Origin of the sequence: Maricaulis sp. W15 (assembly GCF_001924955.1) — a bacterium.
Lineage (GTDB): Bacteria > Pseudomonadota > Alphaproteobacteria > Caulobacterales > Maricaulaceae > Maricaulis > Maricaulis maris.
Window position 1 is genome coordinate 41678 of the sequence record NZ_LQXG01000003.1, and the last position, 23163, is coordinate 64840.

Sequence of the window (23163 nt, forward strand, 5' to 3'; positions counted from 1 at the left end):
TGTCTTTCAGCGCTAGAGATAGGTCCCGGCCAGCGTGGTCACGGCACCTCCGGTACCGATCTTGAAGCGGGCAATGCCCGCGCCGGATGTCGTGTTGACACCGCCCAGGTCAAGCTGGCGGACGCCTCTTTGCTGAAGCCTTTCGATGGCCTGCCACAGCAACAGATTATGGGCGCTGCTCTGGCGAAATTCCGGATCAAGCCAGCCCAGATGATAGGTCGCGGCGCAGCCATGGATGAGGAAGAGCATGGCCGCACGCTTTTGCTTGCCCTCGTCAATCCGCAATACGATAAGGCTTTCACGGTCCGATTTGGCGGCAATATAGTCCGGGATCAGCGCGGCCGGAGTCGCCCGGTAACCGCGCTCGGCACGCTGTGCTTCTTCCGTTTCGAGCAACCAGCGGTATTGCGCCAGCTTGGTGCCGTTGACGACAACCTTGGCCCCTGATTTTTCCGCCGACCGCAACCGGTTGCGCCACTTCCCGTCGGCCGCGGCCAGCAGCGTTTCTGCCGGCTGTGTCAGGTCGAGCATGACGGTGGAATATCCCGTCATCACCCGGCTCATCCGGTGGACACCCGCCGCCGCGACCTCGTCCGGCGTAAACATGACAATGCGCGGCCATGGCAGACCCAACCCGGCCTTCAAGGCCTTGTAGGCCTCGGCCTTTCCGGCCGGCGTCACCGCTTCCAGCCAGACCGGTCCGCGGGTGCACAAGGCCATGCCGACCAGACCGCCGACACGGCGCACCGTGAACTGGGCCAGTCCGACCAGCACGCCATCCTCGACCAGCCCGGCCCGGATCACCCGCCCGCCAAGGGCGGCCACGGCGTCGCCATAGCTCCAGTCCTGTTGCAGGGCGGCGGGCTTGGCCATCAGGGCCAGGTCCCAGGTCGGCTGATTGATCGAGAGGTCGATATGCATGACAGGAAGCGTTAGGGAAATCCGGTTAACGAGAGTTAAGCATAGAGCATCGGAGGCCATATGTTTGCCAAGCGTCCTGAAACCGTCATGGGTCACCGCATCGCCGAACCGCGCCCCACCCTGATGGCTGTGTGGCTCGCCTTTCTCTATATCGGTTTGCCGCTACTGGTCGTCACTGGCCTCCTGGATCTGGCGATGCAGGTTTTTTTCGGGATTTGCACCGGGCTTTGGTGTCTGAATTGACGTACGGACGCCAACAAATTGGCGACAGGGACGTCATGGCGTGATTGTGTGAACCAGATTTGTGGAGGGGATCCCAGCATGAGATTGATGATAGTCGCCGTCGCGGCCCTGGCCGTTTCTGCCTGTTTTCCAGGTGACCAGAGCGCCGACACGGGCGAAGAGTCTGCCGCCGTGGCGCAAGCCATCTATGACGCCTTCGCTATCGGCGATGTGCCCGCCTTCACGGCCTTGCTCGATCCGGAAATTGTCTGGAACGAGGCCGAGAATTTCCCCTATGACGGCGGCAATCCCTATATCGGGCCGGACGCCGTCCTGGGTGGTGTGATCGGACCGATCGCCAACGGTTGGGACGGCTTCGCGGCCACGCCGGAAAACATGATCGCACAAGGCAATCGGGTCGCCGTGATGGGGCGCTATACGGGCACCTTCAGCGCCACGGGAACGGCCATGGACGCCCAGTTCGTCCACGTCTGGACGATCGAGAATGGTCGCGCGGTCGCCTTCCAGCAATACGCCGACACCTGGCAGGCTCGCCAGGTCATGGGCCTGGACTGATTGGTCGCCTGACTGCTGGCTGACCAAGACAGGTCGGGCTTGCTGTATCGAGGCTTCCGCACAGCGGATTACCGAAAGGTCCGGAAGATCGCGCATCTGGTGGGGGACCAGCCACGTCCCCCACTGCCCTGAGCGCATTCCATGTGACCATCGACCCCGGCACCTAAGATGGCGTCAGGCTCAGGTCGAGCGGAGCGGGAACCAGGGAAAGAATGGCGCATCTCAGAAGCGCCAATTCGAACCCAACGGGTTCGCAAGCGCGACCGCGCGTCGGCCGGTCAGGCCGCCCCTTCGGAGACGTCCGCGCAGCGGACTGTCGCGAGATAAGAAAAATGGCGCACCTTGAGGGATCAGGTTCAAACCCCACAGCCCTGAGCGCGTTCCATGTGAGCATCGACCCCGGCACCGAAATTGGTATCAGGCTCGGGTCGAGCGGAGCGGGAACAAAAAAAGAAATGTTGGGCGTCACAAGTCGTTGGACGTTGCGCATGTACATTCAATATCTTAGCCGAGGCGTGCGTCCAATTTGGCTAGACCAAACGTCAAAACAGTTTGGACAAAATGTCTCATTCAGCAGAACAAGTTGGATCTTCCTTTCGTCAGGCAAAAAAGCGCCGCCCCTATGGGGGGCGGCGCTTAGACGATTTGGCTGTATCAATTAGAGGTAGCGGTGAAGTTCGTGCGCACGACCCACAATTCGGTCGACGAGATGAGCGGTTTCAGACTCCGGCGAAGCACCGAATCCAACACCATCAACGAGTACGAAGCCGCCACCAGGTTCCCGCCGCGCTTCGGCTCCAGGCCAGATCTTCTCAGGCTCAACAGCAGCATCGAGGATCTTCCGCAAACGGCCGCCCTCATTGACAGACCTAAACAATGCCACAAGATCATAGCGATCAAGTGTCGGCTTGCGGGTAACTTTGAATGACCAATTCCGCGATGTCGCCTCCACTACAATCGCAGGATCAGTAATCACGCGAGCTGTTCCAGGCACCGATGCCGATGCGAACTTCTCGGTAAGTTCATCGCGCAGTACCTCGAGGGCTTGGAAGCCGGTGCGACTCTCTAGCCTAATGCCCACAAGACTGTGAACCTGTTCCCGAGAGACGAAGCAAACTACACGTTTCCCATACTCGTTGATCGGCTCCACGCCCTTTTTTCTGAGCAACTTGAGCGCGCTCCGCGCAGAGCATCTCAACAACGGTGCATAATCAGCCGCCCTGGCGTAGGCGCCCTCGAATGCATCGAGAGACGCTTCGCAAATCCGTGATCGGCCAGATTCATCCTCGACAATCTTCAGGTAAGAAAGCTCAACCAGCTGGGCCAAACCGTCAGTTTCCGTTCCGAGACGTGCCTTTGCTTTCGCGAACGTGATTGCGTTCTTGATCTGGGCACCGGGCCGAAGGCGTGTCTTTTGGAAATAGGCGACCCTCGCACCATGGAAGAACGGCGCATCTTGATCATAATCGATCAGGCCAATGGTTTTATTCCGAATGAGCTGTGAATAGGCTGCGGGGAGCGAGATGCCGACTTTAGCGGCAAACGACACGAGAGGCATTCCCTTGGGGTCGAAGCCCTCGCGCCGCCCCTGGTGCGCCCGGGCGATAAAGGCTTTGATCGCGTCTTCCTGGAAATAGCGCTGCCCATCACACCGGAAGTCCATTTTGAGGGTCCCCCTGCTGACCAGCTCGTCGACCTCATCAATTGTGCAGCCCAGCTGCGCCGCGACGTGCTCCAAAGATAAAGCGGTAGCAATATAGCGCCTGACAGCATCGATGTTGTCACTACTGAGGCGATAAGCCCGTGTGTGAGCGCATCGCTGAGTCGGAACCGCCGCCGCCTCCAATATCTTGCGCAGATATTTGCTTTCGAGCTTCAAGTCAGTAGCGACTGATTCCAAGGTCCAGGCCCCGTCCGCGCCGTCATGTTGAGACAGCCTGCCGGAGGGAGTAGCAAGACCACTACGAACCCGAACTTCGCCAAAGCAATCGCTGACCAGCGTACGCAAGCCTTCCGTTGGAATGGTGCGAGTGAGCTGCGGGGCGTAGTGGCAGCGCGAGTGATAGCGAGTCTGATCGGAATCCGGCTGCAGCCACTTTGCCTCCGCGAGAAATTTCACGATTGCGTCTCGGCCCGCAAGCAGTGACGGAAAACTGAACTGCGCCAAATTTCGGAGCTCACATGGTGTGTGCGAAGGCGATTCTATCCCTCGGTGGAGCTTGGTCAGGACGACCGCAGCCTGGAGAACGGAATGCAAGGACTGTCCAGCAAAGTGAGAAGGCTCTGCCGTCTCCACCCCCGTTACCTTGTTGACGACGTGACGATCCAACGCGGTGGCGGGGTAGGGTATGGCGTGGTCTTGGCCAATCATTACACCCCGCTGGGTCCAGCCGGCCTCCGGGTACCGCCAATCAATCGGGTCGCCGTCGAGTCCCTCGATCAGCCTCACGTCATGGATGGGGCATGCGGCCACCGGCACGATGTCGAACCAAATCCGGATATAGCGCTCTTCCTCCAGGCAGAGCGGGCAGACCCTGCGTCGACCCTTCGAGAACGTCCGACTGGGGAGCAGATGACCGCAGATTTCATAGCCTTGAGTCGTGCGCCTGGGCGTGTTCCAGGCGAGTTCGTCGCTACCGTAGATGGGGAGTTGGTTCACAACCTCCAACTGCTCGTCGAAATCCCAGTCTAGTCCGTTCAGACCTAGCGATAGCAGAAAGGCCTCGGTACTGAACGCGTAGTTGGCGGTCGCTGCCCGCTGCAAAAATCCGTAAACGGGCTCGTGCGGATAGACCTCACCCGGCCAGTTCGACATGGGAAGCCTAGCGATATCCACTACGTCTTGATGGGCACTGACCATCTTATTTCCTTCCATTGCCGCGGTCATGAGAGCGACGGGTCGTTGCGGAATGGATTGAAAACCTCATTGGGGCGCTTGCGATCGTCGTATGCCTCCGCGAAATGGCAGAGTTCCAGCCTATCCGAACCGGCTGCGAGCGCGATTTCGCCCGCGGCGATCATGTAGACCTTGAGGATGCCGATACATCCTTTTGTCGCTTTGAAGAGTCGGCTCGAAAAATCCATTGAGGCAAAATCAGAGAGCTCGAACGGCATTTCCTCGTCGAACTTGTGACAAAGGACCCGAAAATGCTGGCAATCTACGGGGTCCGTCCAGTCGTAGGGACGCAGCCGCTTGTAAGGCAGACCGCCGCGCCCGATGAGCTGAGAATCCTCTGCGATGATCGAATAAGTCTCCGGCAGTCCGATGCAAAGGATGTTGAACTGATTGAGGTTGAGCATCTTGCGCAGCAGTTTGCGCGAAAAACTAAGCACCTTCCTGTTCTTCTCAGGGAAGAGCTCCTGAGCCTCATCAAAGATGACAAACTGAACTTCCGACCGTTGGAGTTCCCGCAGGATCGCCAGGATTAAGTTGGAGTTAGTCATCCGCAGCGAGACCTGCATGCCAAGTCCGCTGGCGATGCTATCCAGCACTGCGCGAGCTCCGCCCTCGATGGGAGAATCGACCAGCAAAACGCTGCGCTTAATCCCATTTGCTCCGATCTCCGGCTTGTATTCCGCCAGAACTTCAGATGCGCCGTAAGTCTTACCGGTCCGGCTTTCGCCGATCAGCGCACAGATATTGCCCCGACCCGGCACTCCACCTTCGACGGGTTTGAAGAATCGCCTAATGGCCTTCGTTGCTTGCTGATGGTTGGCATGGTCAACGAAGATGTTTGTCATCTGCCTCTGACGATCCGCCGGCAGCTGTTCCTTGAAGTCACGCATCACTTCTACTCCCTGAATTGACTTGCGCGGCGAGCATGAGGATCTCGTCCATGTCGTCGCTCCCGGCAGCCGAGTTGATTTCGATCTTGGAAATTTGGGTTTCGCCCGTAGAAGGCGATTTCAAACCGGTGGTCGGATCCGAGGTCACAAGCACAGGCTCTTCGTGGACTGCGGTCAGGGGTATGAGATCTGCTTCGCCTCCACACTGATCCTCGAATACGAGCTCGCTTACGCCCGGATGGGCACGGTTGCCGTAGAGATAGCGGGTGAGCTTGCGTTCGAGTTGCTTGCGGCGGCCCGACCGGAGGGCACCCATCCCTGCATTTATCAGGGCCGCCCTAGCCTTCCAGAGCGCTTCCGGGTCGCTGCGGTGTTCCTCCCGCATCAGCTCGTGCTCGCGGCAAAGCCGGTGCTGGAAAACAGAGAGCCCCTTGGTGTACTTCCGCCACTTGTCGACGACCGGAAGCTCGATGACCTCTTTGGCGTGATGGTTGTAGAGGTACACCTTAGAGACATCGTAGGGATCGCGGCGGACGTGGTACTTGGCTGAACAAGCCTTGGACGACTGACCTCTGTGATCGGGATGGGCGAGAATGCGATCCAGGTCAGGCGACCAGTACCTGATATGATCCCATTCAACGCCGTACTTCTGGACCGTACGCTCGGCGGTCTGCCCAGCGAGCGCGATGAAGAGCTCCTCGCTGGGAAGGCTCGGGCTGTCGAGAAGGTCCAGCTTGTCTCGCCACGCGTCGATCGGTGCCCTTGGAACCCCCGGCGCCCTGCCGAGCCCCCGGTTCGGCCGCCGATTGTAGTCCGTGACGATCCATTTGGTCGCGAGATCACGAAACTCTGACAGCGTCAAAACAGGCGCCTCCGGCTCCTCGTAATCGCGGTGCTGAACCGCGTTAGAGTGGGTCGTGCCGGGGAAGCGGTGGCTAAAGCGCGCCACTTCGCGCATGAAGCGTTCGACAAGGCCCTTGTGCCAGGGTTCACGCGGGGGAAGGCGAATGAGATTGAAGCCCAGGTCCGCAGCAGCGGCCAAGAGGTGACCGTTGGCAAACTCTCTTCCGTTGTCGATGTAGAGATTCTCAATCCGGCCCATACAAGGCCAGTCTTCGTCATTGAGGCCATCGATATGGTCAATGCGCTTCTGAAAGATTGCATTGCGCAGACCGTCTAGAACGGAAGCGTAGCCCGGTACGTCGAACGAGATCGAAAACCCGACAACCATGCGGGTGGCGCGGTCCAGAAACGCGATAAGGTAAGGACGTCCGAGAATGACGCGGTTGTCGTCGACGAGAATGAGATCCACAGGCGTAAAATCGACCTCAACCTCGCCGTAAGGGCGATCAGGCAACCCACGCGTCTGGTAGCTCTGGCAATTCTTACGCGCATAGTATGTGCCGATACGTCCCGCCTGTTTCACGAAAGGCGACACCTTCCTGCGAATCTCGCGCTCAAGCGTCGACAGGCTCGGCGGCGTCAGAAGTCCTTTCTCGTCGAGGTGTTTGAGCGGAGCGGACTCGCAATATTTCTTGCCTTCCGCCGAGCGGTTGACGTCAGAGATGTAGCTCAGTGCCTCGAGGTGAGCATCTTTTATCGAACCGCCTTGAAGGTACCGGTCGACAGCGCGATCGAGCGCGACCTTTTTCGCTTCGGGGAGCCTTGAGCCCCTTTTTCCCTTCAGGTCATGACGCGGTGAGTAAGCGGCGAGGCCGATTTCTTGGAAATGGGCGTCGTGCAAGCGCTTCCAGTTGAGCACCGAGTTAGGCGAGGGCGAGGTTTCATCACCGCGTTCAAGGGCTTTCTCGGCGATCCGATCCTTGAGCCACTTCTGGCTTGTTCGAAATCCGGTCGGATGCTGCATCACGTATTTCACGTAGTCATGTTTGAGCGCCGCGGCGGCTCGAGCGTGTGGGTCCTCCAGGTGCGGTGCCATCGGAGAAAGAGGTGGGCACATAGATGATCGGGATCGGTATTTAAGTTTCCCAGAGCCATAGAGGTCGACCAACCGCAGATCGGTTTCGATCAGCAATTCTTGTGTCTCGAGGTGAATAAGTATCCACTTGTCGCGTTGGCGCTTTTGGACAAAGTGCTCCTCACCGTTAATCCAAACACTATCGCCGACAACAAGTCTCAGCCGGGGATAGAGATTGCCATGTGGAACCTCGACTGATTTGAGGTGAGAACTGGTCATTCAGCGGCCTCATTGAACCGCACTTCAGTGTTGCGCCCATACTTTGCACCTGAAGCGAGTACGACCTCGCCGGCAAGGCCCAAGCGCATTACCGAGCCAAAGGCCTCGGCCATCTGACAACGCGCTTCGATTGATGCTTCTTCGCAGAGTTGGCCGATGCTTGAGACGCCGCCGTGTGCTTCAAGCGTACGTCGCACCGTGTATTCATTCGACGGATCCTGCGGTGCATACCGGTGGCGGTACATCGTCCGCGCGTTTGACAGCCTGGGCTCTGCGTAAAGGTCGCGCTCCGTCCAGACGAGCAATTCGACGCCGTGATCAAAACGATATGCTTGGCGAATAGCGGCTACTCGCGACACCCATTGGTCCGCTTCAGCGAAGTAGCTTGCCTTCGTGTCAATAGCAAAAAGGCGCTCATCTTTAGTCAAAGCGATGAAATCAGGTGTGTATTCATGTCTAACCCGCCCGCCATCATTGCTCTCCATCCAATAGAGGAGCGGATTCGGCTGGCAGACATAGTATTGAATGCGAGGATCTACCGAAAGAAGGAGGTGGCCTAAGCTTTCGAGGTGGCTTTCAAACGGCGCGTACGAATTCAGGCATTTGGGAGTTTTGGCGAAAATCCCGTCGCGTGCGACCCAAACCTTTCCGGGCTTCCAAGTCCTGGTGGGCTCCGCGCCTTGATAGAGTCCGAGCTGGCGAAATTTTGAAGCGCGGCTTCCCCGCGGCGCGAATGTGGCTTTATCGGTCATGATCACAATTTGCAATGACGAGTTAAAATAGTCAATGTCAATTTTAGGACGTTGACAAATTTTTTTGATCTATGGTTAATGCTCGCGGCTGGGCAAGGACAAGAGCTGCAATGAAGTTCGAAATTGAAGAGACATTACACGGACCTAAGCGAGTTGCGGAAATGACGAGCTTGGCAATGGACGGTCAACGGAACTGGCGACACCGAGGGCACCTAGGTCCGAGCGATGGCACGCGTGGAAAAATGAGGACAAGGTCCGTCGCGGCTCTCGCGGTCCGCGCTTGGGCTTCGTCACTTGGCTTTCCGCCGCGCGAAAGTGAGCAGCTGGGCCAAGCAACAGCGGCGAGCGTATTATACGCTGCTATTATCAACTCGCCTTCGACACTGAAAGTAGAGGGGACACGCTCAGCAGTGGCCGATTTTTTCGCGCAATATTCCGAGCACGACCATATCGCACGGGGCGTGAGCGGTCTCGGCGACACTCAGCAAGTTATCTCAATTACTTGGGCGGACAACGGCCCGCCGGAGCTCAATAAGAATGTGCCGGGAGCAAACGAGCTCGATGAAGTGATCGCGATGCGACAGTTAAATTTGATCGCACTCGGCGACTGGGTCGCTGATCAAGCTGATCATCCACTCTTTCTGATCAAAGCTCTCGACGCCTGATCTAATCCTATTGAGAGAGTCATCTACTAGTGCGTTTTGGAGGGCAGGCACCTCGCCTGACGGGAAGACCACTTGGCGTTCTAAAAACTCCAACGAAATGGCTCAGAAACCTTCGATAGACGCTCAACCCTGCAAATCAATAAGCCTTCTAGGGCGGCCACCAGCTCGATGCGCCACGAGCCTCGCGCACAGCTGGTAGATCGCGCCCGCCAAATTTTACCCAGATTGAACAGGTGTCGGCTTAGGTGGGGCCGACTACGTAAAGCCCGCCCCACTTCAGCCGGTGCCCGAGAGAGCTGAAACCCTGCTATGCTTAGGCTAGGCTATCCAAAGGATTCCCATGCCTCGCGAGCTGGCTTCACTTCAAAAGCCGACCTCGGTCGCTCCGCGGTATAGCTCGTATGCTTCACGCGTAGCGAACCAGTTGGGAGATCACGGATCAAGTCAGTGTGACCGTAGGTAGGACGAAACCACTCGGAAAGCTCGAATGGGCGCAGGATCAAGGGAAACCATGGCGTCGCTCGACCAATGTCCGCCGGCGACTGAACGATACAAGGCCAGAACACCGGATCAGCATCATAGCTCCTGGCGCGGTACACCTCACCAGCGAGAAATAAGATAGATCCCTCTGCACTAGTGACATCCAGGTGACCGTCAAAATTAAAACTACGACAATCGCCCTCAATCGCCGCGATGGCTAGGACTGCCCGCTCCGTCGATTGCATGTACGGCTCGGACTGAGTGATGCGAACACTCTCGGCATCGTCTGGAAAGCGCTCGCAGCGGACCATGCGGCGGGAGATACTGCCAGGTTGCCCGAAGAAGCACGGGAAATGCTGATCCAGGGCCTGCCGCTTTCCACCGACCCATTCCGGAATGCGTCTGGGCGAGCCCGCGTGGCCAACCCACTCACTGAGCGACGCAATAGCCGTTTCTTCCGACGGCAGGCGGAGACAAAAGAGCCGCAACGGCGACCTCCATATTTTCTGAATAAGAGTTGTGATGACCATACCACAGAATTCCAATAATGCAAGAAAAACAATAAGTTCCAATTGGCAACGGCGCGGTGACAACAGGAAAGTTGAGCGAACCGCCGCCCCATAGTTGTCGCCTGACAAGAAGACGCCGGCTGAAGCGCGGGCGCCGATTTGGCAACGCGATCTCCCTACTGTCGGGTCAATTCATGTAGACATGGATGTCATTGCCCGGGACACCTTGCGTTTCACACGTTCAACCAACAGCGCATCTTCCCCGGCGCTACGGGAAGAACCCGAGCATCCCGCAAATTCCAAACCAACTAGATGCGGACTATTTCAAAATGCACCTTAAACCCGCAGCTGCCAAATTGCCCATGTGATGCGGCGCGCTTCCTCATAGGCCGGTGACATCTTGTTTTGCTGGGCTTACGCTCGGGGTAAAGTCGGCGCTGGCCGACGTGCTGGCGGCTTGCTTGCGTGAGGGGTGACGCCAGTTTGCGCGTAATGCTGAAGTCCCTTCATCAACCCAGAAATGAGACCCCATGATCACACTTATTGCCGCGTCTGCCCTGATCTTCACGACAGTCGACCACCATGATCAGCCTGGCCACGATGGAAACCATCACGCGCAAACCGAGGCCAGCTCGACGGTCGCGGCGGAGGTGCGGACAGCCGACGCTGATGGGCGCACTGCTGTCGTCAGTCACGAAGCGCTTACCGAGCTGGGCATGTCGGCCATGACGATGCGCTTCTCCGTAGCTGAGACCGTGGATTTCGATCTTTTCCAGCCAGGCGCACACCTGATGATTACCGTCGTGAATACTGCGGACGGGTTCCAGATCGCTGACGCTGAATTGTCACACCACTGATCATGCCGGCCTCAGGGGGGTGACCGCATCCCCTTGAATACCCGCTCCAACCAGCGGCCCAATCCAGCCTTGCCCGCCAAGCTGGGCTTCTCGATCCAGGACCAGGACGCGGCGGAGATCAAAAGCGTAACGGGAATTGAATAAATGGCGACCTGAAGCGGGTCTGCCGCTGGATACCAGTACAGCACCACCTGCATGACCGGATAATGCCAGATATAAATACCATAGGACCAGTCGGGCAGGCGGGCGCCGGTCGGCCAGCGCCCCAGTCCTGCAAAGGCGACCGCAAACAATATGGAAGCCAGTGTGAGGTTGAGAAATACCTCTGCCAAGGGATGACTGCCCAACGCAATCCAGACCGGCAATACAATTAGGGTCGGCCAAGGAAGAACCGGAATCTTTTCACGCCAAACATGAACCAGCATGCCCAGAGTGAACGCCGACGCCAGACGCAGGCCGCTCTCGATCATGGCCGGCGCATCGGGCCAGAAGGACCGGACGACCAAATAAGCGGCGGTCACTCCGACAAAAAGGAAAAGTTTAGCGCCCCGCCCCCAAGGCAGCGGAGAGAAGAAAATCAGCGCAGCACCGGCATAGGCCAGCACCTCATAGCGCAAGGTCCAGAGAGTCGCCGAGAACTCGCCCGCCCAAGGATTATCCGAAAAGATGCCTGCGGGACCCTGGCTCGTATCAAGGAAGCCGAGCACTTGGACGGGAAAGCTCCACGTCTGCAATGAACCGAAATAGGATGGGGCGCTCAGGTCTGTCACAACGGGACCAATGGCCAGGACGGCCAGAAACGAAAGAGCCAGCAACGCTGGCCAGATCCGCAACATGCGCGCCGCGGTGAACTGGAATGGATTGGATCGCCGCTCGAGACTGTCGGCGATCAGAAAACCGCTCAGGACGAAAAAAGCGTTTACCGCCGCATAACTGAGCGACCAGCCATTGATGACCAATGGGGGCGGCAGCATGGGCCCCTGCGTAACGATAATAGCATGTTCAGCAAGCACGGCAGCCGCCAACACCAGACGGATCGGCGTGAGCCGATTGTCGCGACCCGCGAAAGCCGTCCCGATCGTGATCAATCCTGCGATGTCAGTCCCTCCATCGGCCCTTGCCAGAATACGCGGAGGACGCGCGCATCCCTCAAGCCGACGATCTGCTTATCGGCGCTTTGCCAATTCCATTCGGACCAAGCGCTGCAAGCGCAAGACGAGCAAAAGCAAGCCGGCGAGCACCGTAACCAATGCAAACACCGACGCTGTGATCAGCAGGGGATTGTTGAAGTTTTCCCGCTCCTCATAGTCCATGATGTGGAGCATCCAGAAGAAGTCGAAGACGCGCCAGGTATCATTCCTGCGCGCAGTCACCATCCCTGTCTCCGGAGACACATAGATGCGCGTGCCCTCGCCATCCGCGAAATCGATCCGCCAGGCCGACCCGGAGCGACGGTATTCCCAACTCGGTTCATCGAAGAATCGAACGGCAGCGATTTCCGGTCGATCAGCATGATCGGCGCTGGCTATCTCAATCGCCATTTCACGGGAAATCGGTGTGAGGCGTTCCCCTGTCTCGGCGTCCACGAGTACGCTCGCCCCGCTCAGTTCGGTGACACGGTAAACGACACGGCCCTGCCATACGCGCAGATCGATAGCTTCAAGCGCCCCTCCGATCGCGAGGTCAGAGAGTGCGGCCTGCACTGGCAGGACCCCTGACACATCGAGCGCCGGTGCCGGGAGGTCCGCGATGTTGTGTTCCCCGCGAACCCGGTCCAGCGGCAAGGCGCTCATCACGACGCCGCCGGCAATCCACAGTACGATCTGAATCCCGACCACCAGGGCGAGCCATTTGTGAATGCGAAGGGTCCAGCGAAGCAGCACGGTCATGGGGGCCTCCGGGGCGGTCTGCGAGCAATCCGAACGTCCCGTACGCAGCCCATCAGGTTATCCCTCAGGCGGAAAACTGTCCCGCAGCCGCTTGCGCGCACGGTAGACACGCACTTCCGCAGCCTTTTCAGACAAGCCCATGACCGATCCGATTTCAGCGTGGCTCATCCCGTCGATTACCGAAAGCAGGAGCGGGGTCCGCAAGCCCTCGGGCATGGCTCGGATGGCAGCATTCACGCGCGCCAGCTCATCCCGGTCAGCAACGATCCGTTCAGGTGTGGTCGGATCGACTGGCGCGGGCACCGATGGTTCTTCCAGGCCTATCCAGTTGCGCACCGCGCGGCGGCGATGATGGTCCTTCGCCTTGTTCCGGGCGATCACAAACATCCAGGTTACGAAGGCGCGGGTCTCGTCGAAGCGGTGAAGGTTTCGGTGGATGGCGATAAAAGTGTTCTGCGCAACATCGTCTGCATCGGACCGGCTGCCGAGCTGCCGTTCGAGGAAATTCACCAGCCGGGGCGCGTGGCGTTGCATCAGGCGATTGAAGGCCATTCGATCTCCCGCCCGCGCCCGGCCAGCCAATTGTTCGTCGCTGGGCGTCAGACCGGGGGCGTCAGCGTTCGGCATCAAGGGCCGCCGCCAGGCGCGCATCGAATATTTCGCGCTGCTCGACGTCCATCACGGCGCGCATGGCGAGGATGTGATTGAGCGTGGACAGCTGCAATTCGCCCATCACATCATGAAGGGCCTCTGCAGCTTCGACGACTTCCGGTGACATTTCCCGACTTTCCATCAAGGACGTGCCGATCGCGTGCCGGGCTTCCGCCAGCCGTTGGTCGAAGGCAGATTTTTCGCGAGCAAAATCCGCTTCCAAGGCCTCGATTTCCGCTTCCTGATCGCGGGTCAAATGGAGCTGGTCGTGAATCACGGCGTGAAGGCTGACCGTCACGGTATCGGGACGATTGCCAAGCTGCGCGCCCAGCCACACGCCTGCCAGACCGCCCAGAAGCCCCAAGATTGCCGCTGTAACGCCTGCGCGCCAGATCACAGCTCAGTCCCCTCGCCCATTAGGGTTGTCAAAGGCAATTCGGCACGGGCGCCAAATACAGCGAGCAAGTCGGGTTCGCCAGACGGAGCCAGGTCAACCCCGACGACGCTACCAACCAGTAGCGCCAGAACGGCAGGTGCGGCACGGATCGCCAGGCCAGTTGACAGCCCCGAAATGTCCGGCACACGACGAGCCGGCGCTTCAAGACCGTCCCAAACATTCTTCTGGAAGCGCTCGAGGTCCAGACTTGTATGATCGGCAGCGATCCGTTCCAGGACATCATTCATGTGTTCATCGGACATCAAAGCCCTCCGTCAGGATGTGTGTAGATGGGCAAGCTTCCACCCATCTCCGGTGCGGACCAGAATAGCGGTGCCGTGGGCATCCCGTTCACGGGCCTCGCCCCGGACTTCATACTCCATCCGGATGTCGAAGGTCGCAAATGCCATTTCCTGATCAACTTGGACAGAATACCCTGACCAGTCGTACACATGGAATGTCACGTGCTCGGCGGCAAATTCGGGCACGAGATGGTGGTCGCGATATACGGCCCAACCGATATCACTGCCACTTCCCTCGAAAATGGTGAAGTCTTCTCCGTCCGCCATCACCCAGCGTTCGGCCGCCACGACATCCTCGTCCGACAGGGCACCGGAATAGTTTTCCAGAACCTGTTCGATCTCGTCCACCTCGTTCGCGAGGGCGGCTGTCGAAAGGCTCGTAGCCAAAACCATCGTCAAAGCCAAAGTACGATGCATCATCAATCTCCTTTGCGGGTCTCGAATTCGTGTCAGCCACCGAACAGGTGGCGCAAGCCGCCATGGGCGAGCGCCCCGCCAAGAAAGCCGTTGAGCATGAGGGCTGCGGCAAGTGCGAACAGCGTCAGCGAGAAGAGAAGCGCCGGCGTCTGACTGCTAGTCTTGCGCGCCCATTCCCCCAGCAGTGCAAGCCCGGCCAAGCCGACCAAAAGGCCGGTGCCGATGACCCGGTGCGCTAACATCACCCCCGTCTCGCCGGCTGCCATTGGCCCCGAATGAGCCCAACCCAGCAGGGCAGCGAGCGCTCCTGCCGCCGCGCCTGTCCAAACGAGAAAGCGGACCGTTTCCGCTCCAGCGGGCAAACGCCCAGCCAATGTGAGTGCCTGTGCGAGGGCAGCGGCGAGGATCAGGCCAATCGGGAAATGTACGGCAACCGAGTGGAAAGCACCGAGTCGCGACATGGCCCGCTCGAAAGGCGTCGAAGCGCCCCGTTCACCCCAATGGGCGTGCCCGGCCGCCGTCGTGGACAACACGTCAGCGTGATCAAGCTCATCGATATGAAGAGCTTCTTCGCCATCATGCACATGACCAGACCCATCCATCTGCATCGCAGCCGGTTCGGACGCGGGTCGCACGCTTGGCTCAGCATCTCGTGACGTGGTCGCTGGCTCAACTTGTCCGGCAGCGGGCGGATCGTGTTCCGCAGGCGGATGGCTCCACCCCCCTGCGGAAAAGCTGACCGCTGCAACGATGGCACACACCGCCATCATGCCTATTCGAAATCCGGACACGCGTATCTCCACCTTGGTTTGATGGAGATACGCACGTCCACGAGTTTTCCCTCAGCCCAAGCGGACCGACCTCAAGCGCAGGGAGTTCGTGATGACCGAGACGGAAGACAGGCTCATCGCCGCAGCCGCTATCATCGGTGACAACATGATGCCGAAGACCGGGTAGAGAATGCCAGCCGCCACCGGGACGCCAGCAGCATTGTAGACCAGGGCAAAAAACAGGTTCTCGCGGATATTGCGCATAGTCGCGAGGGCAAGCTTGCGGGCCCTGACAATGCCGGTCAGATCGCCTTTCACAAGGGTCAGGCCGGCGCTCTCAATCGCCACATCAGCGCCAGTCCCCATGGCAATGCCAACATCGGCCTGCGCAAGAGCGGGCGCGTCATTGACGCCATCGCCGGCCATGGCGACCCTGCACCCGTCCGCCTGGAGCTCTTCCACGATCCGGGCCTTGTCGCGCGGCAGTACATCAGCCCGCACATCGTTCAGCCCGAGCCTGGCCGCAACCGATCTGGCCGTGCGCTCATTGTCGCCGGTTGCCATCACCAGCCGGAATCCCAGCTTTTGAAGATCTTCAAGCGCCTGGGCCGCGCTCGGTTTGATCGGATCAACCACGCAGACCATGCCGGCCAATTGGCCTTCAATCGCAACAAACATCACGGTCTCACCTTCGTCCCGGCGAGCATTGGCGTCGGCGGTTGCGGTCTCGCTGACCGAAATGCCCGCGGCATCCATGAGCGCAGCATTGCCAAGAGCAATAGCCTTTCCGGAGACCCGGCCTGTCACGCCCTTGCCCGTGATGGCCTCGAACTGGTCGGCGACTTCCATCGTCGTCCCGCGACTCTTGGCGCCTTGTACTATGGCCTCCGCGAGTGGATGCTCGGACCCGCGCTCGAGGCTTGCGGCCATTTGCAGGACGTCATCCTCCAGATAACCCGCGAACGCGATCACGGCCGCGAGTTCGGGGCGCCCCATGGTCAGCGTACCGGTCTTGTCGACAATCAGGGTATCGACCTTGGCGAATCGTTCCAATGCCTCAGCATTCTTGATCAGAACTCCGGCCTGGGCGCCTCGCCCCGTTGCGGTCATCACGGACATCGGCGTGGCCAAGCCCAGGGCGCAGGGACAGGCAATGATCAAGACGGAAACGGCCGCGATAAGACCATAGGCCGAAGCCGGTTCAGGCCCCCAGACCGACCAGGAAATGAACGCGATCGCCGCGACGACGATCACGGCCGGCACAAAACGACCCGACGCCAAGTCAGCGAACTTTTGGATGGGCGCTCGGCTGCGCTGGGCATTGGCAACCATTTCCACGATCTGGCTCAACACCGTGTCTTTGCCGACCCGGCGAGCCGCAATCACAAGACTCCCATTGCCGTTGACCGTCGCCCCGGTGACCGCCTCGCCCTTGACCTTCTCGACCGGGACGGGCTCACCGGAAATCATCGATTCATCGACCGAGGACCGGCCGTCGACCACAACACCATCGGCCGGAATTTTTTCGCCCGGACGGACACGCAAGTGGTCGCCCTCACGGATATGCTCGAGAGGCACTTCCTCGTCGTCCCCATCCACATTGACCCGCAATGCCGTCTTGGGCGCCAGATCCAGAAGGGCCCGGATCGCCGAACCGGTCTGTTCCCGGGCCCGCAACTCCATCAACTGCCCGAGCAGCACCAGAACGATAATCACCGCCGCCGCTTCAAAATAGACGCCCACATGACCGTTCGCGTGGCGGAAGGCGTCCGGAAATAGTCCAGGCGCCAACACCGCCACCACACTGAAAAGATAGGCCGCACCGGTTCCCATCGCGATCAGGGTGAACATGTTGAGATGACGGTTAATGACTGACTTCACGCCACGCTCGAAAAAAGGCCAACCCGACCACAGGACGACAGGTGTTGCCAGAACCAGCTCAGCCCAAGCCGCGCGGGTCTCACCCAAGGCTTCGCGCAGGAAGCCGAGACCAAGCATCGGCCCCATCGCCAGAACCAGGACCGGAAGGGTCAGGGCGGCACCGAACCAGAAGCGACGTGTGAAGTCGATTAACTCAGGATTGGGTCCCTCTTGACCGGTTGGCACCCCCATCGGCTCGAGCGCCATGCCGCAGATCGGGCAATCACCCGGCTCGTCGCGAATGATCTCGGGATCCATTGGACAGGTGTATGTCGTACCTGCCGGCATGTCTTCATACGCGTCACGATGGGCTCCGCTTAAAAAATGCTCGGGATCCTCAGCGAAACGATCATGACAGCGCTGCGAGCAGAAATGGTATGCGTCTCCCGCATGCTCGTAGCTGGGCTTGCCGGCACCCAGCCGCACCTCCATGCCGCAGACCGGATCGGTCGCGACGGGCTGGTGATGCATATGTTCGTCGGCCTTATCTGATGTGCAATGCTGACAACTCATCGGGCAGTCCTCCTTTGGATTTCCCGGTTGTGAGGCTTCCAGTGGCTGGAAGGTCAAGCGGCACGTTTCTGATTAATCGCCGGCCAGCCCGTTCATGATCGGGCAGTCTGGCCGGTCATCGCCATGACACGCCAGAACGAGACGTTGCAGCTCTGACTTGATCATCGTCATCTCGGCCAATTTCCGATCAACCTGTGCAACATGATCCATCGCCAAAGCCTTCACATCGGCACTCGCCCTCGATCGGTCTTCGTACAGCGACAGCAGAGCGCGACAGTCGTCGAGCGAAAAGCCCAGACTTCGCGCCCGACCGACAAAAGCGAGCTTGTGAACATCTGTTTCTGAGTAGACGCGGTATCCATTGTCCGCCCGCGCCGGCGCGACCAGGCCCACCTCCTCGTAATACCGCAAGGTTTTCGAGGGCAGGCCGGTCGCACGGGAGACGTCTTTCACATTCACTGCACGCCTCCTGCCACTGCGGCGGATTGTGTCGGCCCGGCCAGCCCCACACGTTTCCAGATCAGGAACGCCGCTGGAATAACCAGAAGGGTCAGGATGGTGGCGCTGGTCATACCGCCGACCATGGGTGCCGCGATCCGTCGCATCACTTCAGACCCGGTTCCATCACCGAACATGATCGGCAATAGGCCGGCAATCGTAGCAATGACAGTCATCATGATCGGGCGCACCCGCAACAGGGCCCCCTCGATCACCGCCTCGTCAATATCCGATCTGTTCAGCGGCCGGCCGGCTTCATCTGCAAGAGACTGATGGCGGGTGAGCGCTTGCTCCAGATAGACGATCATCAACACCCCTATCTCGACAGCAACGCCTGCCAGGGCGATGAAACCCACACCGACAGCGACGGAGAGATTATACCCGAGCATGTCGAGCAGCCAGACCCCGCCGACCAAAGCCAGCGGCAGCGTCCCCATGATCATCAGGACCGGGGTCAGCCTCCGGAAATTCAGGAAGAGCAGCAGCAAGATGATGACCAGGGTCACCGGAACGACCACCGCCAGCTTTGCCTGTGCCCGCTCCATGTATTCGAACTGACCGGACCAACTGATCGAATATCCCGGCGGCAATTCCATATACTCGGCCAAAGCCTGCTGGGCTTCCTCAACATAGCTCCCGATATCGACCCCATTGATATCGACATAAACCCAGCCATTGGTACGGGCATTTTCGCTGCGGATCACACCAGGGCCATCGGCGATCGAGATATCAGCAACCCGCCCCAGCGGAATCTCGGCACCGGTCGGCGTGACCACCGGCAGATCCCGGATCGAGTCCACAGAATTACGATAGTCACGCGGGTAGCGAAGATTGATGGGATAACGCTCCCGGCCCTCGACACTCTCGCCAACAGTCATGCCACCGATCGCAGTCCGAACAACATCATGGACGTCGGCGACATTCAGCCCGAAACGGGCGGCTTCCAGCCGATTGACGTCGATATCAACAAACCGGCCTCCGGTAACCCGTTCGGCATAAACCGATGCGGTTCCGTCCAGTGTCCGGATAATGGCTTCCACCTCCTCGCCAATCTCGGCAATCACATCCAGGTCCGGGCCGGCAATCTTGATACCGACAGGCGTCTTGATTCCTGTCGCCAGCATGTCGATTCGACCGCGGATCGGCATGATCCAGGCATTGGTGAGGCTGGGCACATCCACAGCGGCATCCAGTTCGGCTCGAATGTCGTCAATTGTGATGCCCGGCCTCCACTCTTCGCGCGGTCGCAGCTGGATGGTGGTCTCGATCATGGTCAACGGAGCCGGGTCTGTGGCGGTCTCGGCTCGCCCCGCCTTTCCGTGCACTGTCAGGACCTCCGGCACGGTCATGATCAGGCGGTTGGTCTGCTGCAGCAATTCGGTGACTTTGCCCGCCGAAACGCCGGGGAAAGCACTCGGCATGTAGAGGATGTCACCTTCATCAAGATCCGGCATGAACTCGCTTCCCATGCGGGACAACGGCACGGCGGCACTGGCGAGCACCAGGCCGGCTGCGAGCAGCACGGCAACAGGACGGCGGATCGCAAGGCCAATGAAAGGCCGATAGCCCGCGATCAAAAGGCGATTGACCGGATTCTTGTGCTCCGGCGTGATCCGGCCCCGCACAAGATAACCCATCAGAACCGGCACCAGGGTAATGGCCAGGCCGGCAGCCGCCGCCATGGCGTAGGTCTTGGTAAAGGCGAGCGGATGAAAGAGCCGCCCCTCCTGGGCTTCCAGTGCGAAGATCGGAACGAAGCTGAAGGTCACAATCAGGAGCGAAAAGAAGAGCGCCGGCCCCACTTCGACCGAGGCCTTGGTGACGATCTCCCAACGATTTTCGCGCGTGATCGGTTCACGCTCAGCATGCTTATGCATGTTCTCGATCATGACGATCGCGGCATCCACCATGGCGCCAATGGCGATCGCTATGCCGCCCAACGACATGATATTGGCATTAATGCCTTGGGCATTCATCACGATGATCGCGGTGAGAATACCCAGCGGCAAACTCAGGAAGATCACGAGTGACGAGCGGAAATGGAAAAGGAAAAGCGCACAAATCAGCCCCACGACAAGGAATTCTTCGATCAACTTTTCCCGCAGGGAGGACACTGCCCGTTCAATCAGGCCCGCCCGGTTGTAGGTGGTGACGATCTCCACGCCCTCGGGCAGCGAAGCACCGAGTTCATTCAGACGCTCTTCGACGCGCTGGATGGTCGCGCGGGCATTCTCGCCATATCGCATGACGACAACGCCGCCGACCGCCTCGCCCTCGCCATTGAGCTCGCCGATGCCCCGCCGTAATTCCGGTCCAATTGTGATGTCGGCAATGTCCGACATCAGTATTGGTGTGCCGGTTTCAGTAACCGCAACCGGGATCGCTTCCAGGTCCTCGACACCCTCGATATAGCCGGATGCCCGGACCATGTACTCGGCTTCCGCCATCTCGATGACTCGGCCGCCACTTTCCTGGTTGCCCCGTTCGATCGCGGTTCGGACCGCAGAGAGTGGTATACCCAGGGCACGCAGCCGGTCGGGATCGGCGACAACCTGGTATTGCCGCACCATGCCGCCAATCGTTGCCACCTCGGACACACCCTCGATTGTCTGGAGTTCGTATTTGAGGAACCAGTCCTGCAGTGAGCGGAGGTCGGCCAGATCGTGCTGCCCGGTCCGGTCGACCAGGGCATATTGATAGATCCAGCCAACGCCGGTTGCATCCGGCCCCAATGCCGGACGGGCCGCGTCTGGCAAGGTTGGAGCCACCTGGGACAGGTATTCCAGAACCCGAGAACGAGCCCAGTAGAGATCGGTCCCATCCTCGAAAATGACATAGACATAACTGTCGTTGAAAAAGGAGTAGCCGCGAACTGTCACGGCGCCCGGCACCGCCAGCATGGCCGTTGTCAGTGGATAGGTGACTTGATCCTCGACAACCTGCGGAGCCTGCCCGGGGTAAGTTGTCTTGATGATGACCTGAACATCCGACAAGTCGGGGATGGCGTCCATTGGCATGCGGGAGAGCGAATACACACCACTCCCTGCCAACATGGTTGCCAGAATGAGGACGATCAGCCGATTGCCTATCGACCAACGGATAAGAGAGCCGATCATTCCTCGCCCCCAGCATCAACTGGCCGCACGACCGCAATGCCCGAAATCTGCCATTGGCCTGGCCGCGTTTCATCAATCGAAAAGCTGACATGGTCCCCTTCAGAGACCCCATCAAGCGTAACACCGTCGCCCAACTCGTAGACCATGCTCATGGCCGGCATATCGATCGCCTCGATGCGCTCATGATCGATCTCAACCATGTTGATATCGGACATCAGGGTAACGACACGGCCTTGCCCTTCGACCACGGGATCCGGCTGCGCCGCGTCCGATCTAGCTATCGAGGCGAGGCGCCACTGCCCTTCATCGTTCTGACGCAAGGTGAAGCTTACCTCATCACCCTCCGACAGGCCGTCGAGCGAAACGGCGTCCAACGTGAAAAAAGACATGCTCATCACCGGCCATCCGAGTTCCGGGATCGGATCATGTGTCAGGTCGATCATGCCGTGCGACGCCATCACACCGTCGACAACCCCTGCGCCTTGTACGATTTCCGGGGGGGCGGCGGGCGCGTCAGCCCCCGCCATGCGCAAGGCGACACCCTGAAGACTAGCTTCGGAATCGATCAGGAACTGGCTGGACACCACCACGCGCTCACCTTCCGACAGGCCAGTGAGAACCTCGACGCGTCCATCGGCCTCAGCACCCGTGCGCACTTGCGCCAGACGGTACCGGCCGTCACCCAGTGCCAGAACCACCCGCTCCGATTGACCGGTACGGATGACCGCCTCGAACGGAACTGACAGCACATTGTCGCGCGGCGACGCCTCGATGCGAACATTCACATAGGCTTCGGGGCGCAAGGCACCATCGCTGTTTGCAAAGCGCATGCGCACCGGAATGGAACGACTTCGCGGGTCCACAGTCGGGTAGAGATACTCTACCTGACCGTGCCACATCCGGCCTGGCTGGGCGCGCGACTGCAGCCGGACGCTTTGCCCTGGCTCGATCGCTGCAGCCTCATCTTCAAACAAATCCGCGACAACCCAGACCTCTCGCAGGTCCGCAATCGTCATCACCACCATGCTCGGATGAGCATGCGCGCCTTCGCGAACATTCATCTCCAGCACAACGCCTGTTCGTGGCGCGTAAACGTCAACCAATCTTTGTGGCGTGCCGCGTTGCGCGATTGAGTCAATCTGGGCCTGATTGACCCCAAGGGCTCGCAGACGCGAGCCCGCCGCCGCCACCAGGCCTGGGCGGGACACATTGACGGCTTGCAGGAATTCACTTTGAGCCGTGACAATTTCCGGCGAGTACATACGGAAAAGCAGGTCGCCCGCTTCCACCACATCACCTACAGCGGCGATGCGCAGATCCTCGATCCAGCCTTGCGCCCGCACATCAACCACAGAGGCTAGGTCATCAATGGGCCGCACATAGCCAACCGTGGCCAGGTCTTCCGCAAACCGACCCCGTGTCACATTTGCCGTCCGGACTCCGATGTTGTTCTCGACAGCCGAGGAGATGGTAATGGTGGAATCGTCCGTGGGCTCACTACCGGCATATACCGGGATCAAGTCCATACCCATGGGCGACCTGCCCGGCTCGTCCTGGCGAAAATTTGGGTCCATCGGAGCGACCCAGTAGAGAATTTCCCGCTCGTCGGATGTTGCGGCAATATCGCTTCCGCCCACAAGGCTCATGCCGAGCGCGCCAAGAGCGATCCCCGCCAACAAAGTGCCG

General features: G+C 59.3%; 21 protein-coding genes. 4 read left to right on the forward strand and 17 right to left on the reverse strand.

What is annotated here, in order from left to right:
• Positions 1-12: 12 nt before the first annotated feature.
• Positions 13-921, reverse strand: a complete 909-nt coding sequence (locus AWH62_RS03805) for a GNAT family N-acetyltransferase (protein WP_075189161.1) — start codon at positions 919-921, stop codon at positions 13-15.
• A gap of 60 nt (positions 922-981) precedes the next feature.
• On the opposite strand from AWH62_RS03805, the gene AWH62_RS03810 reads away from it, so the two are divergent.
• Both AWH62_RS03810 and AWH62_RS03815 read left to right on the forward strand, forming a co-directional pair.
• Positions 982-1164 (forward strand): hypothetical protein, encoded by a 183-nt coding sequence (locus tag AWH62_RS03810; RefSeq protein ID WP_075189162.1) that lies wholly within the window; start codon positions 982-984, stop codon positions 1162-1164.
• A gap of 78 nt (positions 1165-1242) precedes the next feature.
• The gene (locus AWH62_RS03815) at positions 1243-1719 is read left to right on the forward strand and encodes a nuclear transport factor 2 family protein (protein WP_083634982.1); all 477 of its coding nucleotides are present in this window, start codon (positions 1243-1245) and stop codon (positions 1717-1719) included.
• A gap of 658 nt (positions 1720-2377) precedes the next feature.
• On the opposite strand, the gene AWH62_RS03820 is transcribed toward AWH62_RS03815, so the two are convergent.
• From AWH62_RS03820 to AWH62_RS03835, 4 genes are read right to left on the reverse strand one after another with little or no spacing between them, the layout of a single operon-like run.
• Positions 2378-4579: a TniQ family protein gene (locus AWH62_RS03820; RefSeq protein ID WP_158025550.1), complete on the reverse strand. Its 2202-nt coding sequence runs from the start codon at positions 4577-4579 to the stop codon at positions 2378-2380.
• A 23-nt stretch (positions 4580-4602) separates the two neighbouring features.
• The gene (locus AWH62_RS03825) at positions 4603-5505 is read right to left on the reverse strand and encodes an ATP-binding protein (RefSeq protein ID WP_075189164.1); all 903 of its coding nucleotides are present in this window, start codon (positions 5503-5505) and stop codon (positions 4603-4605) included.
• The gene (locus AWH62_RS03830; protein ID WP_083634983.1) at positions 5498-7702 is read right to left on the reverse strand and encodes a Mu transposase C-terminal domain-containing protein; all 2205 of its coding nucleotides are present in this window, start codon (positions 7700-7702) and stop codon (positions 5498-5500) included. The genes AWH62_RS03825 and AWH62_RS03830 overlap by 8 nt, the downstream gene beginning before the upstream one ends.
• On the reverse strand, positions 7699-8454 hold the full coding sequence (locus AWH62_RS03835; RefSeq protein WP_075189166.1) for a hypothetical protein: 756 nt from the start codon (positions 8452-8454) through the stop codon (positions 7699-7701). Before AWH62_RS03835 ends, AWH62_RS03830 begins: the two co-directional genes overlap by 4 nt.
• A gap of 410 nt (positions 8455-8864) precedes the next feature.
• Between AWH62_RS03835 and AWH62_RS03840 the strand changes: the two genes are divergently transcribed.
• A complete protein-coding gene (locus AWH62_RS03840; protein ID WP_075189167.1) occupies positions 8865-9119 on the forward strand; it encodes a hypothetical protein in 255 nt (84 codons plus the stop codon).
• Positions 9120-9442: 323 nt separating this feature from the next.
• Here the strand turns inward: AWH62_RS03840 and AWH62_RS03845 are convergent, their stop codons facing one another.
• Complete coding sequence (locus tag AWH62_RS03845) at positions 9443-10237, reverse strand: hypothetical protein (protein WP_143742904.1); 795 nt, start codon at positions 10235-10237, stop codon at positions 9443-9445.
• Between the two features lie 401 nt (positions 10238-10638).
• Between AWH62_RS03845 and AWH62_RS03850 the strand changes: the two genes are divergently transcribed.
• Positions 10639-10965, forward strand: coding sequence for a copper-binding protein (locus tag AWH62_RS03850; protein ID WP_075189169.1), 327 nt, complete (start codon positions 10639-10641; stop codon positions 10963-10965).
• Positions 10966-10976: 11 nt separating this feature from the next.
• On the opposite strand, the gene AWH62_RS03855 is transcribed toward AWH62_RS03850, so the two are convergent.
• From AWH62_RS03855 to AWH62_RS03905, 11 genes are all read right to left on the reverse strand, one after another.
• Positions 10977-12053 (reverse strand): acyltransferase, encoded by a 1077-nt coding sequence (locus tag AWH62_RS03855; RefSeq protein WP_075189170.1) that lies wholly within the window; start codon positions 12051-12053, stop codon positions 10977-10979.
• 78 nt (positions 12054-12131) lie between these two features.
• Positions 12132-12854: a PepSY domain-containing protein gene (locus AWH62_RS03860; protein ID WP_075189171.1), complete on the reverse strand. Its 723-nt coding sequence runs from the start codon at positions 12852-12854 to the stop codon at positions 12132-12134.
• Between the two features lie 57 nt (positions 12855-12911).
• Positions 12912-13406, reverse strand: coding sequence for an RNA polymerase sigma factor (locus tag AWH62_RS03865; protein ID WP_158025551.1), 495 nt, complete (start codon positions 13404-13406; stop codon positions 12912-12914).
• Between the two features lie 61 nt (positions 13407-13467).
• A complete protein-coding gene (locus AWH62_RS03870) occupies positions 13468-13902 on the reverse strand; it encodes a periplasmic heavy metal sensor (protein ID WP_075189172.1) in 435 nt (144 codons plus the stop codon).
• Complete coding sequence (locus tag AWH62_RS03875) at positions 13899-14204, reverse strand: hypothetical protein (protein ID WP_075189173.1); 306 nt, start codon at positions 14202-14204, stop codon at positions 13899-13901. The genes AWH62_RS03870 and AWH62_RS03875 overlap by 4 nt, the downstream gene beginning before the upstream one ends.
• 12 nt (positions 14205-14216) lie before the next feature.
• Complete coding sequence (locus AWH62_RS03880; RefSeq protein ID WP_158025552.1) at positions 14217-14660, reverse strand: nuclear transport factor 2 family protein; 444 nt, start codon at positions 14658-14660, stop codon at positions 14217-14219.
• A gap of 32 nt (positions 14661-14692) precedes the next feature.
• A complete protein-coding gene (locus AWH62_RS03885; RefSeq protein WP_143742905.1) occupies positions 14693-15295 on the reverse strand; it encodes a DUF2231 domain-containing protein in 603 nt (200 codons plus the stop codon).
• Positions 15296-15502: 207 nt separating this feature from the next.
• Entirely contained in the window at positions 15503-17821 is a 2319-nt protein-coding gene (locus AWH62_RS03890; RefSeq protein ID WP_075189176.1) for a heavy metal translocating P-type ATPase, read from the reverse strand.
• Between the two features lie 114 nt (positions 17822-17935).
• On the reverse strand, positions 17936-18322 hold the full coding sequence (gene cueR / locus AWH62_RS03895) for a Cu(I)-responsive transcriptional regulator (protein WP_075189177.1): 387 nt from the start codon (positions 18320-18322) through the stop codon (positions 17936-17938).
• Positions 18319-21477, reverse strand: a complete 3159-nt coding sequence (locus AWH62_RS03900) for an efflux RND transporter permease subunit (protein WP_075189178.1) — start codon at positions 21475-21477, stop codon at positions 18319-18321. Before AWH62_RS03900 ends, cueR begins: the two co-directional genes overlap by 4 nt.
• A complete protein-coding gene (locus AWH62_RS03905) occupies positions 21474-23153 on the reverse strand; it encodes an efflux RND transporter periplasmic adaptor subunit (protein ID WP_158025553.1) in 1680 nt (559 codons plus the stop codon). Before AWH62_RS03905 ends, AWH62_RS03900 begins: the two co-directional genes overlap by 4 nt.
• Positions 23154-23163 lie beyond the last annotated feature (10 nt).

Excerpts from the sequence above, each read along its gene's own strand:
- AWH62_RS03805 (WP_075189161.1), bottom strand. The coding sequence starts at position 921 with ATGCATATCGACCTCTCGATCAATCAGCCGACCTGGGACCTGGCCCTG.
- AWH62_RS03810 (WP_075189162.1), top strand. The coding sequence starts at position 982 with ATGTTTGCCAAGCGTCCTGAAACCGTCATGGGTCACCGCATCGCCGAA.
- AWH62_RS03815 (WP_083634982.1), top strand. The coding sequence starts at position 1,243 with ATGAGATTGATGATAGTCGCCGTCGCGGCCCTGGCCGTTTCTGCCTGT.
- AWH62_RS03820 (WP_158025550.1), bottom strand. The coding sequence starts at position 4,579 with ATGGTCAGTGCCCATCAAGACGTAGTGGATATCGCTAGGCTTCCCATG.
- AWH62_RS03825 (WP_075189164.1), bottom strand. The coding sequence starts at position 5,505 with ATGCGTGACTTCAAGGAACAGCTGCCGGCGGATCGTCAGAGGCAGATG.
- AWH62_RS03830 (WP_083634983.1), bottom strand. The coding sequence starts at position 7,702 with ATGACCAGTTCTCACCTCAAATCAGTCGAGGTTCCACATGGCAATCTC.
- AWH62_RS03835 (WP_075189166.1), bottom strand. The coding sequence starts at position 8,454 with ATGACCGATAAAGCCACATTCGCGCCGCGGGGAAGCCGCGCTTCAAAA.
- AWH62_RS03850 (WP_075189169.1), top strand. The coding sequence starts at position 10,639 with ATGATCACACTTATTGCCGCGTCTGCCCTGATCTTCACGACAGTCGAC.
- AWH62_RS03860 (WP_075189171.1), bottom strand. The coding sequence starts at position 12,854 with ATGACCGTGCTGCTTCGCTGGACCCTTCGCATTCACAAATGGCTCGCC.
- AWH62_RS03865 (WP_158025551.1), bottom strand. The coding sequence starts at position 13,406 with ATGGCCTTCAATCGCCTGATGCAACGCCACGCGCCCCGGCTGGTGAAT.
- AWH62_RS03875 (WP_075189173.1), bottom strand. The coding sequence starts at position 14,204 with ATGTCCGATGAACACATGAATGATGTCCTGGAACGGATCGCTGCCGAT.
- AWH62_RS03880 (WP_158025552.1), bottom strand. The coding sequence starts at position 14,660 with ATGCATCGTACTTTGGCTTTGACGATGGTTTTGGCTACGAGCCTTTCG.
- AWH62_RS03890 (WP_075189176.1), bottom strand. The coding sequence starts at position 17,821 with ATGCATCACCAGCCCGTCGCGACCGATCCGGTCTGCGGCATGGAGGTG.
- AWH62_RS03900 (WP_075189178.1), bottom strand. The coding sequence starts at position 21,477 with ATGATCGGCTCTCTTATCCGTTGGTCGATAGGCAATCGGCTGATCGTC.